Annotated in this window: 14 protein-coding genes; 9 read left to right on the forward strand and 5 right to left on the reverse strand. The window is 72.4% G+C overall.

The features are described from left to right. Positions 1-111: 111 nt before the first annotated feature. From IE325_RS06445 to IE325_RS06460, 4 genes are all read left to right on the forward strand, one after another. Positions 112-1,758 carry a M4 family metallopeptidase gene (locus IE325_RS06445; RefSeq protein ID WP_190068731.1) on the forward strand — a complete coding sequence of 549 codons (1,647 nt, stop codon included), beginning with the start codon at positions 112-114 and terminating at the stop codon, positions 1,756-1,758. 55 nt (positions 1,759-1,813) lie between these two features. Further along, entirely contained in the window at positions 1,814-2,416 is a 603-nt protein-coding gene (locus tag IE325_RS06450; RefSeq protein WP_190068732.1) for an SMI1/KNR4 family protein, read from the forward strand. A 345-nt stretch (positions 2,417-2,761) separates the two neighbouring features. Then, on the forward strand, positions 2,762-3,280 hold the full coding sequence (locus IE325_RS06455; RefSeq protein ID WP_190068733.1) for a hypothetical protein: 519 nt from the start codon (positions 2,762-2,764) through the stop codon (positions 3,278-3,280). 116 nt (positions 3,281-3,396) lie between these two features. Beyond that, positions 3,397-4,032, forward strand: coding sequence for a class F sortase (locus tag IE325_RS06460; RefSeq protein WP_190068734.1), 636 nt, complete (start codon positions 3,397-3,399; stop codon positions 4,030-4,032). On the opposite strand, the gene IE325_RS06465 is transcribed toward IE325_RS06460, so the two are convergent. Beyond that, a complete protein-coding gene (locus tag IE325_RS06465) occupies positions 3,967-4,371 on the reverse strand; it encodes a winged helix-turn-helix transcriptional regulator (protein WP_190068735.1) in 405 nt (134 codons plus the stop codon). The two genes, IE325_RS06460 and IE325_RS06465, sit on opposite strands and share 66 nt — an antisense overlap. A gap of 97 nt (positions 4,372-4,468) precedes the next feature. Between IE325_RS06465 and IE325_RS06470 the strand changes: the two genes are divergently transcribed. Continuing rightward, on the forward strand, positions 4,469-5,362 hold the full coding sequence (locus IE325_RS06470) for an NAD(P)-dependent oxidoreductase (RefSeq protein ID WP_190068736.1): 894 nt from the start codon (positions 4,469-4,471) through the stop codon (positions 5,360-5,362). A gap of 39 nt (positions 5,363-5,401) precedes the next feature. On the opposite strand, the gene IE325_RS06475 is transcribed toward IE325_RS06470, so the two are convergent. After that, on the reverse strand, positions 5,402-6,187 hold the full coding sequence (locus tag IE325_RS06475) for a sulfite exporter TauE/SafE family protein (RefSeq protein ID WP_190068737.1): 786 nt from the start codon (positions 6,185-6,187) through the stop codon (positions 5,402-5,404). A gap of 139 nt (positions 6,188-6,326) precedes the next feature. Between IE325_RS06475 and IE325_RS06480 the strand changes: the two genes are divergently transcribed. Beyond that, positions 6,327-7,496 (forward strand): polyprenyl synthetase family protein, encoded by a 1,170-nt coding sequence (locus IE325_RS06480; RefSeq protein ID WP_190068738.1) that lies wholly within the window; start codon positions 6,327-6,329, stop codon positions 7,494-7,496. Here IE325_RS06480 and IE325_RS06485 read toward each other — a convergent pair. From IE325_RS06485 to IE325_RS06495, 3 genes are all read right to left on the reverse strand, one after another. Next, complete coding sequence (locus tag IE325_RS06485) at positions 7,468-8,118, reverse strand: LuxR C-terminal-related transcriptional regulator (RefSeq protein ID WP_190068739.1); 651 nt, start codon at positions 8,116-8,118, stop codon at positions 7,468-7,470. The genes IE325_RS06480 and IE325_RS06485 overlap by 29 nt on opposite strands. 88 nt (positions 8,119-8,206) lie before the next feature. Next, on the reverse strand, positions 8,207-9,481 hold the full coding sequence (locus IE325_RS06490; protein WP_190068740.1) for a sensor histidine kinase: 1,275 nt from the start codon (positions 9,479-9,481) through the stop codon (positions 8,207-8,209). Between the two features lie 9 nt (positions 9,482-9,490). Beyond that, entirely contained in the window at positions 9,491-9,991 is a 501-nt protein-coding gene (locus tag IE325_RS06495; RefSeq protein ID WP_190068741.1) for a hypothetical protein, read from the reverse strand. Positions 9,992-10,251: 260 nt separating this feature from the next. On the opposite strand from IE325_RS06495, the gene IE325_RS06500 reads away from it, so the two are divergent. From IE325_RS06500 to nirD, 3 genes are read left to right on the forward strand one after another with little or no spacing between them, the layout of a single operon-like run. Continuing rightward, positions 10,252-11,460, forward strand: a complete 1,209-nt coding sequence (locus tag IE325_RS06500) for an NAD(P)/FAD-dependent oxidoreductase (RefSeq protein WP_190068742.1) — start codon at positions 10,252-10,254, stop codon at positions 11,458-11,460. Next, on the forward strand, positions 11,460-14,063 hold the full coding sequence (gene nirB / locus IE325_RS06505; protein ID WP_190068743.1) for a nitrite reductase large subunit NirB: 2,604 nt from the start codon (positions 11,460-11,462) through the stop codon (positions 14,061-14,063). The genes IE325_RS06500 and nirB overlap by 1 nt, the downstream gene beginning before the upstream one ends. Further along, the gene (nirD, locus tag IE325_RS06510) at positions 14,060-14,410 is read left to right on the forward strand and encodes a nitrite reductase small subunit NirD (RefSeq protein ID WP_190068744.1); all 351 of its coding nucleotides are present in this window, start codon (positions 14,060-14,062) and stop codon (positions 14,408-14,410) included. Before nirB ends, nirD begins: the two co-directional genes overlap by 4 nt. Positions 14,411-14,425 lie beyond the last annotated feature (15 nt).

Genomic DNA, 14,425 nt, shown 5'->3' on the forward strand with positions numbered 1-14,425 from the left:
GGAAACGATTCTCTCCCCTCACACACCTGCACGTATTCACCCTGGCCATGGCATGTGCACGGCCCCTTGAATCTTGGTCATCCTTCTGCGCCGTTCAGTTCAAGGAGACCGATGCGCCGAATACGTTCGCACCTCCGAGGGGCCCGGCTCGCCACGGCGGGCATCGCTGTCACCGCGACCGCTCTGCTGGCCACGACCCTCTCCCCCACCGCCGGCGCGGAGGAGCCGCCGAGCAGGGCCGACGCCGTGGCGAACGCCGCATCGGTCCTCGACGACGTCGCGGGGAGTCTGGGACTGACGGCCGCGCAGGGCACCCGTGTTCGGGACGTGATCGTCGATCCGGACGGCACGCAGCACGTCCGCTACGACCGGACGTATCACCAACTGCCGGTACTGGGCGGGGACTTCGTCCTCCACCTGGCGAAGGACGGCACCTACCGCGGCGCGTCCCGGGCCACCAAGGGCGCGATCGCCCCGAAGAGCGTGACGCCCAAGGTCTCGGCACCCAAGGCGGCCGACCTCGCCGCGGGCGTGCTGCGCGCGCTGAACCTCGGCGAGACGCTGAAGCGGCTCACCGCCAAGCCCCAGCTGGTCGTCGACACCCTGCACGGCGCCCCGAAGCTGGCCTGGCGGACCGATGCCGTCGCCCAGGACGCGCGCGGCAATCCGGTCGCCCGGACGGTGCTGACGGACGCGGGGAGCGGTGCGCAGATCGACGCGTGGGACAGCATCGAGACGGTGTCCGGGGACGGGAAGTCGCTGTACGCGGGGACGGTGCCGCTGCAGACGACGGCGTCGGGTTCGACGTACCAGTTGAAGGACCCGACGCGCGGCGGCACATACACGGGTGACGCGGCGAACAAGACGGACCTGTGCATCCTCACGATCTGCCTCAACCGCGCCCCGGCCACGGTCTTCACGGACTCCGACAACCACTGGGGCACCGGTACGACCGCCGACCGGGCGTCGGCCGCGGTGGACGCGCAGTACGGCACCGACGCGACGTGGGACTACTACAAGAGCGTCCATGGCCGTAACGGCATCGCGGGCGACGGCAAGGGGTCGTACAACCGCGTGCACTACGGCAACGCCTACAACAACGCCTTCTGGGACGACAACTGCTTCTGCATGACATACGGCGACGGCGACGGCACCCAGCTCGGTCCGCTGGTGTCGCTGGATGTCGCCGGGCACGAGATGTCGCACGGGGTGACAGCGAAGACGGCGGCGCTGACGTACTCCGGTGAGTCGGGTGGTCTGAACGAGGCCACGTCCGACATCTTCGGGACGCTGGTGGAGTTCCACGCGGACAACTCCTCGGACCCCGGGGACTATCTGATCGGCGAGAAGGTCGTCCGGGCCGGGCTCGGGCGGGATGCCCTGCGGCGCATGGACAAGCCGTCCAAGGACGGGGTCTCGGTCGACTGCTGGACCACGTCGACCTCACAGCTCGATGTGCACTACTCGTCGGGCATCGGAAACCACTTCGCCTACCTCCTGGCCGAGGGGAGCGGGGCGAAGACGATCAACGGGGTGCGGTACGACTCGCCCACCTGCGACGGTTCTTCGGTGACCGGGATCGGCCGAGACAAGCTGGGCAAGATCTGGTACCGGGCGCTGACGGTCTATATGACGTCCTCCACGAACTACGCGGGCGCGCGGACGGCCACGCTGAACGCGGCGAAGGATCTGTACGGGGCCGGCAGCGCGGAGTACGGCGCGGTGGGGGCTGCTTGGAGTGCGGTCGACGTCGGCTGAGCGGGGCCTGTCAGGAAGGGTCCGGACGCTTGCCATCCGGACCTGAGGACGAGCCGTGACCTTCCACGACGTACTGAACCGCCTCGACCTGTGGCTGGAGGCCAACGCGTCGACCGAACGGCACGTCCTCAATCCGCCCGCCACGGCGCGGCGGATCGGTGAGATCGCCGAGAACCGGTTCGCACTCGATCCGGAACTGCGGCTCTGGCTCTCCCGGCACGACGGGGTGTCCACCTGGGCACGTCCCGGCGGACCGGGAGGGCTGCTCCCCGGCGGGCACTATCCCCTCGACGCCGAGGGCATGCGGCTCGGCCAGCGGGACATGGAGCAGGCGGTGGCCTGGAGCCTGGAGGACGGCGACGCGGACTCCGTCGTCGGCACCACGGCCCATGTCCGGTGGGTCCCACTGGCCAGGACCCTGACCGGAACGGAACTCGTCGTGGACCACCGCGAGGGGCCCACCCGAGGGGCGGTCCTGGAGATCGACCAGGACCTGGAGATCTGGGGCGCCGTCCGCTGGAAGAGCGTGGCGGAGCTGTTCGAGCAGACGGTGACCTCCCTGGAGACCGGGCGCCCGATCGTGACGGCCACGGGACGGGAGATCCGGGCCGAGTACGTCCAGGAGGACGACGGGGTGCGGCAGTTGGTGTGGGGCTGACCGATGCCGGGGTCAGGCGGATCGCAGCAGGGTCGGTCGCCGAGTCGCGAGGAGCGTGGTGAGATCCTGGGGTGACCGCCCGGGTCACCCGTTCACACCCCCGGCGCCCTCCTCGTCGAAATCTCCTCCCGTGTGTGTCCCGGGCACCGCGATGACCTGCTGAAACGGCCCCGCGGCACAGGCTCCGGGCCGCCCTCCCGGCACCCGTTCACCCCGTTCCCGGCGCTCGCTCGACAAGCGCGTCCGGCCCGGTGCCCGTTTCCTCGGAAAGGCAGGGGCACGGCCGAGGCGGCGGCACTTGGGGGTGTCGCGGGTCGTGGGCCCGTTGTGTTCGGAGGAGCTTCGATGCGACGTACCGCCCGAATGCTGACCGGGACCGCGCTGGCCGTCGGCGCTGTGGGGATGGTCGTCGTGCCCGCGTACGGCGCCGAAGGGGGCGGTCTGGAGCTGGGGCCGGCCTCGGTGGTGCCGGGTGGGGAGGTCGGTGTGCACACCGACGTCTGCAAGAACGGCGCCGCCGCGGGCGATGCCAGTGCGGTGGGCGCAGGGGCCTTCACCATGGCGCCGGGCTCGGACGACCGGCGGGCGACGGGGAAGTTCCGGGTGCCGCCGAGTGCGCAGCCGGGGACGTACGAGATCGTCGCGGACTGTGCCGAGGGCGGTCGGCGGGTGACGGGCGACCTGGTGGTCTCGCTGACGTCGACGCCGGGGCAGGTGCATCCGAGAGGAAGTGTGAAGACGGGGGTCGGCGGTGCTTTCGGCCGCGATCCCGTACAGACCGCGGCCGGCGTGACGGCTCTCGCCGTCGCCGCCGCGGGCGGTACCTGGCTCCTGCATCGCCGGGCGAGAGGCGACGGGATCTGACGGACACCCTCCGCTGTCCGTCCGCCGGTACCGCACGTCCCCTCCCCCTCCGGGTCCGACGCCCCTCGCGGCCCGGAGGGGGAACGGGTGGCCGAGGAGAGACCCAGGAGGCTCACGTGCGCAGTCGAAGGAGCGTCGGTGACGCCGCCATAGCCTCCGTCACCCTCCTCGCGCTCTGCTCCGGCACCTGGCTGCTGACCAGCGGCGACGACGGGCATGCCCCGCCGCAGCCCGCCGCCTCGCAGGCCGACGTGTCCGGCGCGCCCCGCACCGGCCCCGGCGCCCCCGCCCTCCCGCCCTCCCCTCCCGACCGCATCCGCATCCCCTCGATACGCGTCGACGCGCCCCTCATGGGCCTGGGCCTGACGAAGGCGGGCAGCCTCGATGTGCCGCCCGCGGGGCGCCGGAACCTCGCCGGGTGGTACGAGGCCGGGACCACGCCGGGCGAGACGGGCACCGCGATCGTCGCCGGGCATGTCGACAACGCCGACGGGCCCGCCGTCTTCTACCGGCTCGGCGCCCTGCGCAGGGGCAGCACGATCGAGGTGGAGCGCCGCGACGGCGGCACCGCCCTGTTCGAGGTCGACGCCGTCGAGGTGTACGACGCGAAGGCCTTCCCCGACGAGAAGGTGTACGGCGCGGCGGCACGGCCCGAGCTGCGGGTGATCACCTGCGGCGGGGGTTACTCACGGACGACCGGGTACCGGGGCAATGTCGTGGTCTTCGCGCATCTGGTCGGCGGCAGCCGCTGACCCCTCTCCGCGCCCGCCCAGCACGTTCTCCCGGCCCCACGCGCCCAGCGGGGCCAGGGCCGTGTTGAGCGCGGCGCCGCGCGGCGTCAGTGAGTACTCCACCCTCGGCGGTATCTCGTCGTACGCCTCCCGGTGGACGATGCCGTCGGCCTCCAGCTCCCGCAGCTGGGCCGCGAGCACCTTCTCGGTCACCCCCGGGAGCTCCCGCCGCAGCTCCCCGAAGCGGTGCGGGCGTTCGTTCAGCGCCCACAGGACGAGCACCTTCCACTTGCCGCCCACCACGTCCATCGCCGCGTCGATCCCGCAGACGTACGCCCCCGGCCGCCGTCCGACCCTCATGCCGCCCCTCCCCTGCCTGGACTCTTTCCCCGTGGTAACCACCCACTCCCAAGTACGTACTTGAGCAGGCAGTCGATCTCCGACGAGCCTAAACGCCATGACTGACAACCCGATCGCCCCGCGCACCCCCGTCTCCCTCCTCGGCACCGGCGCCATGGGCACCGCCCTCGCCCGCGCCTGGCTCGCCGCCGGACACCCCGTCACCGTCTGGAACCGCACCCCCGCCCGTACCGAACGGCTGGCCGCCGAGGGCGCGGCCGTCGCCGCGAGCGCCGCCGACGCGGTGGCCGCGAGCCGGCTGGTCGTCGTGTGTCTGCTGGACGACGCCTCGGTCGGCGAAGCCCTCGAGGACGCCGACCTGTCGGGCCGCGACCTGGTGAACCTCACCACCGGAACGCCCGCCCAGGGCCGCGCCCGTGCCGCCTGGGCCGAGGCGCGCGGCGCCCGTTTCCTGGACGCCGGGATCATGGCCGTACCGCCGATGATCGGGGATGCGAAGTCGGGGGCGTACGTCTTCTACAGCGGCTCGCCCGGCCTCTTCGAGGAGCACGGCGACACCCTCGCCGTCCCGGCCGGCACCCGCTATGTCGGCGCGGACCCGGGGTTCGCCGCGCTGCACGACGTGGCGTTGCTGAGCGCGATGAGCGGCATGTTCGCGGGCGTCCTGCACGCCTTCGCGTTGATCCGCCGGGAGGACATCGCACCGCGGGACTTCGCGCCGCTGCTGGTGTCGTGGCTCGGCGCCATGGCACCCGCCGCGCACAAGGCCGCCGAGCATCTGGAGAGCGGCGACTTCGGCAAGGACGTCGTCTCCAACCTCGCCATGCAGGTCGCGGGCAGCGCGACCCTGCTCGCCACGGCCGAGGAACAGGCGGTGAGCGCGGAGCTGCTGACCCCGTACATGAGCCTCCTGGAGCGGTGGCTGGCGGACGGGCACGGGGACGAGGACACGACCGGCGCGGTCGAACTGCTCGACCTGCGGCGGGAGTAGGGGGCGACATCGAAGGGGGGCGTCGCTGACCTGGCCCGCCTACGCGGCCACCCACTGCTCATACGCCAGCTTCACCACCAGCGCGAACACCACCGTCAGCAGCACGCCCCGGACGAAGCCGCTGCCCTTCTTCAGTGCCGTCCGCGCCCCCAGCGTTCCGCCCGCCAGATTGAACACGGCCATCCCCGCGGCCAGTTGCCACAGGACCGCGCCCTGCCAGGCGAAGGTGGCGAGCGCCCCGGCGTTGGTGCAGCAGTTGACGATCTTCGCGGTCGCGGAGGCGGTGACGAGGTCGAGGTGGAGCACCGCGGTGAGGGCGAGGACCAGGAAGGTGCCGGTGCCGGGGCCGATCAGGCCGTCGTAGAAGCCGATGCCGAGGCCCGCGAGGCCGATCGCGGCGAGGATCCGGCGGCGGGAGGCCGGGCCGGTCGCCGGGGCCGTGCCGAAGGCGGGGCGCAGGATGACGAAGGCGGCGACGCCGAGCAGCACCACCATGATCACGGGTTTGAGCACCTCGGTACTCATTCCGGCCGCGAAGAAGGCGCCGGCGGAGGAACCCGCGAGGGCGGCGAGGCCGATGCGCACGGAGAGGCGTACGTCCACGGGGGCCTTGCGGGCGTAGGTGACCGCGGCGCCCGATGTGCCGACGATCGCGACCGCCTTGTTGGTGCCGAGCACATGGGCGGCCGGTGTGTGCGCGGGGAGGCCCAGCAGCAGGGCGGGAAGCAGCAGCAGGCCCCCGCCGCCGACCACGGCGTCGATCCAGCCGGCCGCGAGGGCCGCGAGGCAGAGGACGACGAGCGTGGTCAGGGATATGTCGGGCATGATCGCGACCCTAGACAGGGGACGCGTGCACCGTCCACGTATATGAGCGGCATCTGAGGTTGGGGAACGCGGGCGGGATCGTGCCGGGTGACGGAAAAGCGATCTTGACCGCCTTTGCTCCGGAACGGACCATCCGAGCATGGATGCGGATACGTATGCGTATACGGATGTGGATTCGGTGGTACGTCGGGACTCCGCGCTCCTGGAGGACGACCTGCGCGCGTTCCTGGACTCTCTCACCCCGGGCACGGGCACGGCGTCCGCGTACGCCACCGCCCTGCACCGCTCCCTCCACACCCCGGTGGCCGACGCCCTCGGCTCCAAGGTGGGCCAGCAGGCACTGCCGCCGACCGCGGGGGCGCCGGGCGGTACGGCACCGCTGCGGCCGTCGATGGTGTACTGGGCGTACCGCAACTACCGGGGATTTCCGGGCGGGCCGAGCGACGGGACCGCCCCTCCCGACCTGGCCGTGGTGCGGCGGGTGGCGGTGGCCGTGCGGGTTCTGCTGAAGGCCGGGGTCGCGCTCGACGACATCCAGGACGGCAGCGACGTCCGCTACGGCGAGCCCGCGCTGCATGCCACCCACGGGGTGCCGGTCGCCCTGAACACCGGCTGCTGGCTGATCATGGAGGCGCTGCGGTATGTCGCGGACCCGGCGGTGGCGGACAGCCTGGTCCGCAGCGTCGGGCACGGCTTCACCGGACAGGCGCTCGATCTGGCGACCCGGTCGGCGGACACCCGCGCCGAGCTGCTGGCCGACTCGGGTGAGGCGCGGGTGCGGTTCTGGGAGTCGATGGCCGAGCGCAAGACGGGCACGTTGTTCCGGATGCCGCTGGACGCGGCCCTCGCGGGGCTGCGGGTGGTCGAGGAGGAGCGGCATGTCCTCGACGACGCGATGCGCCGGCTCGGGCTGGCGAGCCAGCTCTTCAACGACCTCACCGACGTCCTGCCGGAGCTGGGCGGCGCCAACACCCACGAGGACTTCGACGGGCTGAGCAACCGGGTGTTCCTGGAACTCCTCACCTCCGGGCCACCCCCCGCGGACCCCAGCACCCTCACGGGCACCCGCCTGAGGTCATACGTCCTCGACCACCCCATGCTCCGGCCCACCCTGCTCGAACTCGCCGACCAGGCCGCCGAGTTGAAGCGCACCGCCAAGGAGGCCGTGCACGGCGTGTGCCGGTCGGCGCGCAGCGCGGCCTACTTCGATGTGACGATCGACCGCAAGGGGCATCTGATCGACCGGTTGCCGGAAACCGTGCGGCGATGGAGCGGCGGGGTCACGCCCGCGTCCCCTCCAGGTACTTGAGGACGGCCAGGACCCGGCGGTGGCCCGTGTCCGACGGGGGTAGGTCGAGCTTGGTGAAGATGTTGGCGACGTGTTTCTCCACGGCCCGTTCGGAGATGGTGAGGGCGGTCGCGATCGCGTGGTTGGTGCGGCCCTCGGCCATGCGTCCGAGCACCTCGCGCTCGCGGGGTGTCAGCGAGTCCAGGGCGGTGGCCCGGCGGCTCGCGCCGAAGAGCTGGGCGACGACCTCGGGGTCCAGCGCGGTGCCGCCGGCCGCGACCCGCTCCAGCGCGCCGACGAACTCCCCGATGTCGACGACCCGTTCCTTCAGGAGATACCCGAACCCGGCGGGGTCGGTGAGCAGTCGGGCGGCGTGCGCGGTCTCGACGTACTGGGAGAACACCAGAACCCCCAGCCCCGGGTGCTCCTGCCGCAGCCGCAGGGCCGCGCGCACGCCCTCGTCGCTCTGGTCGGGCGGCAGTCTGACGTCGACGACGGCGACGTCGGGGGCGTGTTCGGCGACGGCGGCGAGGAGGGCCTCGGCGTCGGCGACGGCCGCGACGACCTCGACGTCCCTCAGCCGCAGCAGTTGCGCGAGTCCGTCCCGCAGGATGGCGGAGTCCTCGGCGATGACGACGCGCATGCGGCTCCGATCGGCGGTCGGGGAGAGGTCGGGGGCGGTGAGCCGGGCACGGGCGGCTCGACCTCGACCACCGTAGACCCTCGTGCCGTCACGGCAGCTCCACCGTCACCACGGTCGGCCCGCCCTCCGGGCTGTCGCAGACCAAGGTGCCGTCCACCGTACGCACCCGCGCCAGCAACCCCGTGAGCCCGGAGCCCGCCCCGATCACCGCCCCGCCCCGCCCGGCGTCGGCGACCCGCAGGCGCAGCGGCCCGCCGTCGGCGGTGACGGTCACCGTCGCCGAGTCGGCGCCGCTGTGCTTGGTGGCGTTGGCGAGGAGTTCGGCGGCGCAGAAGTAGGCGATGGACTCGACGGCCGGGGTGGGGCGGACGCGGATGTCGGTGGTGACGTGGACGCTGAGAGGGCTGTCGGCGGCGAGGGTGGCGAGGGCCGCGGGCAGGCCCTCGTCGAGTACGGGCGGATGGATGCCCTTGACGAGATGGCGCAGGTCGGCGATGGCCTGGGTGGCGTTGGAGCGGGCGGTGTCGACGGCGGCGAGGACGCGGTCGCGGTCGGCGTCGGCGGTGACCAGTTCGCCGATCACGGTCAGATGCATCGCGAGGCCGACGAGCCGGGCCTGGGTGCCGTCGTGCAGGTCGCGCTCGATCCGGCGCAGGGTGGCGGCGGCGTCCTCGACGGCGTGCGCGCGGGTCTCCTCCAGGGCCCGGATCCGGCGGTCGGCGGCGCTCGGGCCGAGCAGCGCGGCCAGCAGGAGCCGGTGAGGGGTGAGGGCGTGCCGGACGAGGACGGGGGCGACGGCGAGCAGCAGCAGTCCGACCGCGACCGGGATCAGCCAGCGCGGCCAGCTGTCGACCTGGTACCCGAAGAACTCCAGCGAGACCTGCGACACCGAGCCGTCGGCATGGTGGACGGTCCGGTGGTTCAGGTGCTTGAGCAGCGGATGCAGGGTGAGCAGGACGCCGTACACATATCCGGCGACGACGGCGAGGAGCCCGAGCACGGCGGTGAACGGCGTCGCCAGGGCGCAGCCCACGGCCCGCCAGCCGGTCCGCTCCCCCAGCACCGCCCGCCGCCACCCCAGCACCCCGGCGCCCGTCGGCGGCGTCGGCGCCTCGATCTCCACGCCGAGCAGCCCGCGGGCCAGCGCCCGCTGGAGCGCACCCAGCGCGAGCGCACCCCGCACGGTCCCGGCGATCAGCCACAGCCCCAGCGTGGTCACGGACAGCACCCCGCCCACCGCCAGCCCGACCAGGACCAGCACGAAGCCGACGAGGGCGAGGGGGAAGGCGATCACCGCGAAGAGCAGGGCGGCCAGGGCGCGGCGGCCGAAGGTGGCGGCGGCGAGGGAGCGCAGGCGGTTCACGGGGTCAACCTAGGTCAGGGTGGTGCGGGCGAGGCGGAGCTGGAGGGTGGTGAGGCCGCGTACGGCCCATGGCATGAGCAGCAGGAAGCCGAGGCCGCCCACGATCGCGTGGAACGCCCAGGCCCCGCCGTACGTCGGTCCGCCCCAGGCGTCGGAGGCGTCGTCGCCCGCTCGCAGGGGCCAGCCGAGGTTCATGGGGACGATGGACCAGCCGTACAGGGTGACGGCGGCGGTGAGGAGGTTGAGCGGCAGTGCCGCCAGGGCGTGCAGCAGCCCCGCGCGCGGGCCGCCGGTCAGCTCGGCGCCGAGCAGTCCGCGCACCAGCCCCCGCTGCCAGCGCCCGGTCGGCAGGCCCGCCAGAGCCAGTGGGACGCACACCACACCCACCGGAAGCGCGGCCACCGCATACGCGGTGCGCCGCCAGGTCACCGCGGTGAACGGCTCGCGCACCAGCCGCCAGATCCAGATGGCGGCGGCGTCCTGCCGCGCGGGTTCCCGCATCAGGTCCATGCCGCGTCCCCCTGGGTCCGAGCTGCTGAAAGCCGATGCCTACAGCGTCCCGCCCCGCGCGGTCGTATTCGATGGGGCCTGCACGGAAGTCGAGGGTACGGTTCACCCCACCACGCCTCCGGCGCACCCGGCCTCACAGCCCGCTCCCACCGCGCCCGCCGAACCCTCACACCCACGCCCCGGGCTCGCTGAGGGCAGCGTTCCTCGTGGGAAACAGAGGTGATGCGGTCGGGAAACACCGGCACCGCACGCTCCTGGACATGACCTCGAATACGCGTGTGGTGGTGATCGGCGCCGGCCTCGCGGGCGTACGGCTCGCCCGGCGGCTCGGCGAGCTGGGCATGCCCGTGACGCTCGTCGGCGACGAGGAGCACCGCCCGTACAACAGGGTGCTGCTCGCCGAGGTGCTGGCCGGACGGTACAGCCCCGAGGTGATCGCCCTGCCGGCGCCCGCGGAGCTGACCCGCGGCCGGGTCACCGGCATCGACCGCGAGGCGCGAGCCGTACGTCTCGCGGACGGGTCGGAGATCGCATACGACACCCTCGTCCTGGCCACCGGGTCCAACCCGGTGCTGCCGCCGCTGCGCGGTCTGTTCACGCCCGACCACGAGCTGCCGGAGGGCGTCCACGCCTTCCGCACCATGGACGACTGCCTGGGGCTTTCCAAGGCCGTGCGGCCGGGCGTCAAGGCCGTCGTCATCGGCGGCGGGCTCCTCGGGGTCTCCGCGGCCCGTGCCCTGGCGCTGCGCGGTGCGCAGGTCGTGCTCGCCCAGCAGTCCGAGCGACTGATGGAGCGTCAGCTCGATCCGGCCGCCTCGAAACTGGTCCGGCGCCATCTCACCGACCTCGGCGTCGAGGTCCACACCGATCTGCGGGTACGGGACGTGCGCTGCGTCGGCGGCGCGGTCCGCTCGGTGGAGATGGCCGACGGCTACGCCCTCGACGCCGACCTGGTCGTCCTGGCCTGCGGCGTCCACCCGCGCGCCGGCCTCGCCAAGGACGCGGGGCTCGCCGTCCACAAGGGCATCCTCGTCGACGACGAACTCCGTACGTCCGACCCGCACATCCGGGCCGTCGGCGACTGCGCGCAGCACGACGGCACGGTGTACGGGCTGGCCGCGCCCGCGCTCGAACAGGCCGATGTCCTGGCCGAGTCGATCGCCGGCCGCGAAGCCCGCTACACCGGCACCCGCGCGCTGACCCGGCTGACGCTGGCCGGTGAGGGCTTCTTCGACCTCGCCGCGTTCGGCGAGACCGAGGCCCGGCCCGGCGACGACGTCGTCCAGCTCACGGACGCCACCCGCGGCACCTACCGCAAGGTCGTCGTCCGCGACGACCGCCTGGTCGGCGGGGTCCTCGTCGGCGAACTCGGCACCGTCGGCGCGCTCGCCCGCGCCTGGGAGGGAGCAGAGCCGCTCCCCGACGACGGCCCCCTGCTCCACCTGCTCACCAACGATGGAGGCTCCTGATGACCGCCACCCCGGAGGCCACGGAGGCCACCCCCACGATCGTGCTCGTCGGCCACGGCATGGTCGGCCAGCGCTTCCTGGAGGCACTCGCCGAGCGCGGCATGACCGCCACGCACCGTGTGGTCGTGCTGTGCGAGGAGCCGCGTCCGGCGTACGACCGCGTGGCGCTCACCTCGTACTTCTCGGGCAAGACCCCCGAGGACCTCTCCATGACCGACATGGAGTTCATCGACACGCACGGCATCGAGCTGTACGTCGGTGACCCGGCCGTCGCCGTCGACCGCGAGGCCCGCAAGGTCACCGCCCGGTCCGGCGAGGTCTTCGAGTACGACACTCTCGTCCTCGCCACCGGCTCCTACCCCTTCGTGCCGCCGGTCCCGAACAAGGACGCCGCCGGCTGCTTCGTGTACCGCACGATCGAGGACCTGCTCGCGATCGAGGAGTACGCGAAGTCGCGGACGACGGGTGCGGTCGTCGGCGGCGGACTGCTGGGTCTGGAGGCGGCGGGCGCGCTGAAGGGCCTCGGACTGACCTCCCACATCGTGGAGTTCGCGCCCCGGCTGATGCCCGTGCAGGTCGACGACGGCGGCGGCGCGGCGCTGCTGCGCACTATCGAGGACATGGGCCTGACGGTGCACACGGGTGTGGGCACGCAGGAGATCATCATTGATGGCGACGGCGCCGTCACCGGCATGAAGCTGTCCGACGGTTCCGAACTCGCCACCGACATGGTGGTGTTCAGCGCCGGTGTCCGCCCCCGCGACCAGCTGGCCCGCGACTGCGGCCTCACCGTCGGCGAACGCGGCGGCATCACCGTCGACGAGCAGTGCCGTACGGTCGCCGACCCGCGCGTGTTCGCGATCGGCGAGTGCGCGCTGGCCGCGGACGGCCGGGTGTACGGCCTGGTGGCCCCCGGTTACGAGCAGGCGGAGACGGCGGCGGCGACGATCGCGTCCGACGAGGCGTCGTTCCTCGGCGCGGACCTCTCCACCAAGCTGAAGCTGCTCGGCGTGGACGTGGCGTCCTTCGGCGACGCGCACGGCACCGCCGAGGACTGCCTGGACGTGGTGTACTCCGACTCCCGCGCGGGCCTGTACAAGAAGCTGGTCATCGGCCGCGACGGCACCCTGCTCGGCGGCATCCTGGTCGGCGACGCGGAGGCGTACGGCACCCTGAAGGCGTTCACCGGCTCGGTCCCGCCGGTCTCGCCCGAGTCGCTCGTCCTGCCGGCCGGCGCCGGCGCGCCCGCCCAGCTCGGCCCCTCGGCGCTCCCCGACGACGCGATCATCTGCTCCTGCAACAACGTCACCAAGGGCACCATCCGCGGCGCGGTGACGGAGCACTCCTGCACCACCGTGCCCGAGGTGAAGAAGTGCACCAAGGCCGGTACGACGTGCGGCAGTTGCGTCAAGGTCCTCGGCCAGCTGATCACCGCCGAGCTGGAGGCGTCCGGCGTCGAGGTCGACAAGGGCCTGTGCGGCTGCTTCGGGCAGACCCGCGAGGAGCTCTACGAGATCGTCCTCGCCCTGCGCATCAACACCTACCAGGACCTCCTCGACCGCTACGGCCGCGACGGCGCCCGGGGCGGCGACGGCTGCGAGATCTGCAAGCCGGCCATCGGCTCGATCATCGCGTCCCTGGCCCCGACGATCGGCGCGAGCGGCTACGTCCTGGACGCCGAGCAGGCGGCCCTTCAGGACAGCAACGACCATTTCCTCGCCAACATCCAGAAGAACGGCTCGTACTCGGTCGTGCCGCGCATCCCCGGCGGTGAAGTGACCCCCGAGGGCCTGATCGTGATCGGCGAGATCGCCCGCGACTTCGGCCTCTACACGAAGATCACGGGCGGCCAGCGCATCGACATGTTCGGCGCACGGGTCGAGCAACTCCCCCTGATCTGGGCACGATTGGTCGACGCGGGCTTCGAGTCCGGCCACGCCTACGGCAAGTCCCTGCGCACCGTGAAGTCCTGCGTGGGCCAGACCTGGTGCCGCTACGGCGTCCAGGACTCGGTCCGCATGGCGATCGACCTGGAGCTGCGCTACCGGGGCCTGCGTTCCCCGCACAAGCTGAAGTCGGCGGTGTCGGGCTGCCAGCGCGAGTGCGCGGAGGCCCAGTCGAAGGACTTCGGCGTCATCGCCACCGCCAACGGCTGGAACCTCTACGTCGGCGGCAACGGCGGCGCGACCCCGCGCCACGCGGACCTCCTCGGCCAGGACCTCTCCGACGCCGAACTGATCCGCCTGATCGACCGCTTCCTGATGTTCTACATCCGCACGGCCGACCGCCTGGAGCGCACCTCGGTCTGGCTGGAGCGGATCCCCGGCGGCCTGGACCACGTCCGCGACGTGGTCGTCGAGGACTCCCTCGGCATCTGCGAGGAGCTGGAGACGCTGATGGCGGCCCATGTCGCGAACTACCGCGACGAATGGTCCGAGACCATCAACGACCCCGAGAAGCTCGCCCGCTTCGTCTCCTTCATCAACGCCCCCGACACCCCCGACCCGGTCGTCGGCTTCGTCCCCGAGCGCGACCAGATCAAGCCCGATCTGCCGCTGCTGACCATCGGCCACCGCCCCCTGGAAGGAAGCGCCCAGCGATGACCCTGGCACCCGAGACGACCGACCTGAAGGTCCAAGTACGCCTGGACGAGGACTGGATGCCGGTCTGCGACCTGACCCGCCTGCTCCCCGGCCGCGGCGTGGCCGCCCTGCTCCCGGACGGCGGCCAGGTGGCCCTGTTCCGCGACCGCGCCGGCCGGCTCTACGCGATCGACAACCGCGACCCCTTCGGCGGCGCCGCAGTCCTCTCCCGCGGCCTCACCGGCACCCACCAGGGCCGCCCGTTCGTGGCCTCGCCACTGCTGAAGCAGCGGTTCGACCTGGAGACGGGGCAGTGCCTGGACGACGAGTCGGTACGGATCACTACGTATGAGGTACGGGCCGCGTAGGCGTCGCAAGCCTGC

Source organism: Streptomyces lanatus (assembly GCF_014655715.1).
Classification (GTDB): domain Bacteria; phylum Actinomycetota; class Actinomycetes; order Streptomycetales; family Streptomycetaceae; genus Streptomyces; species Streptomyces lanatus.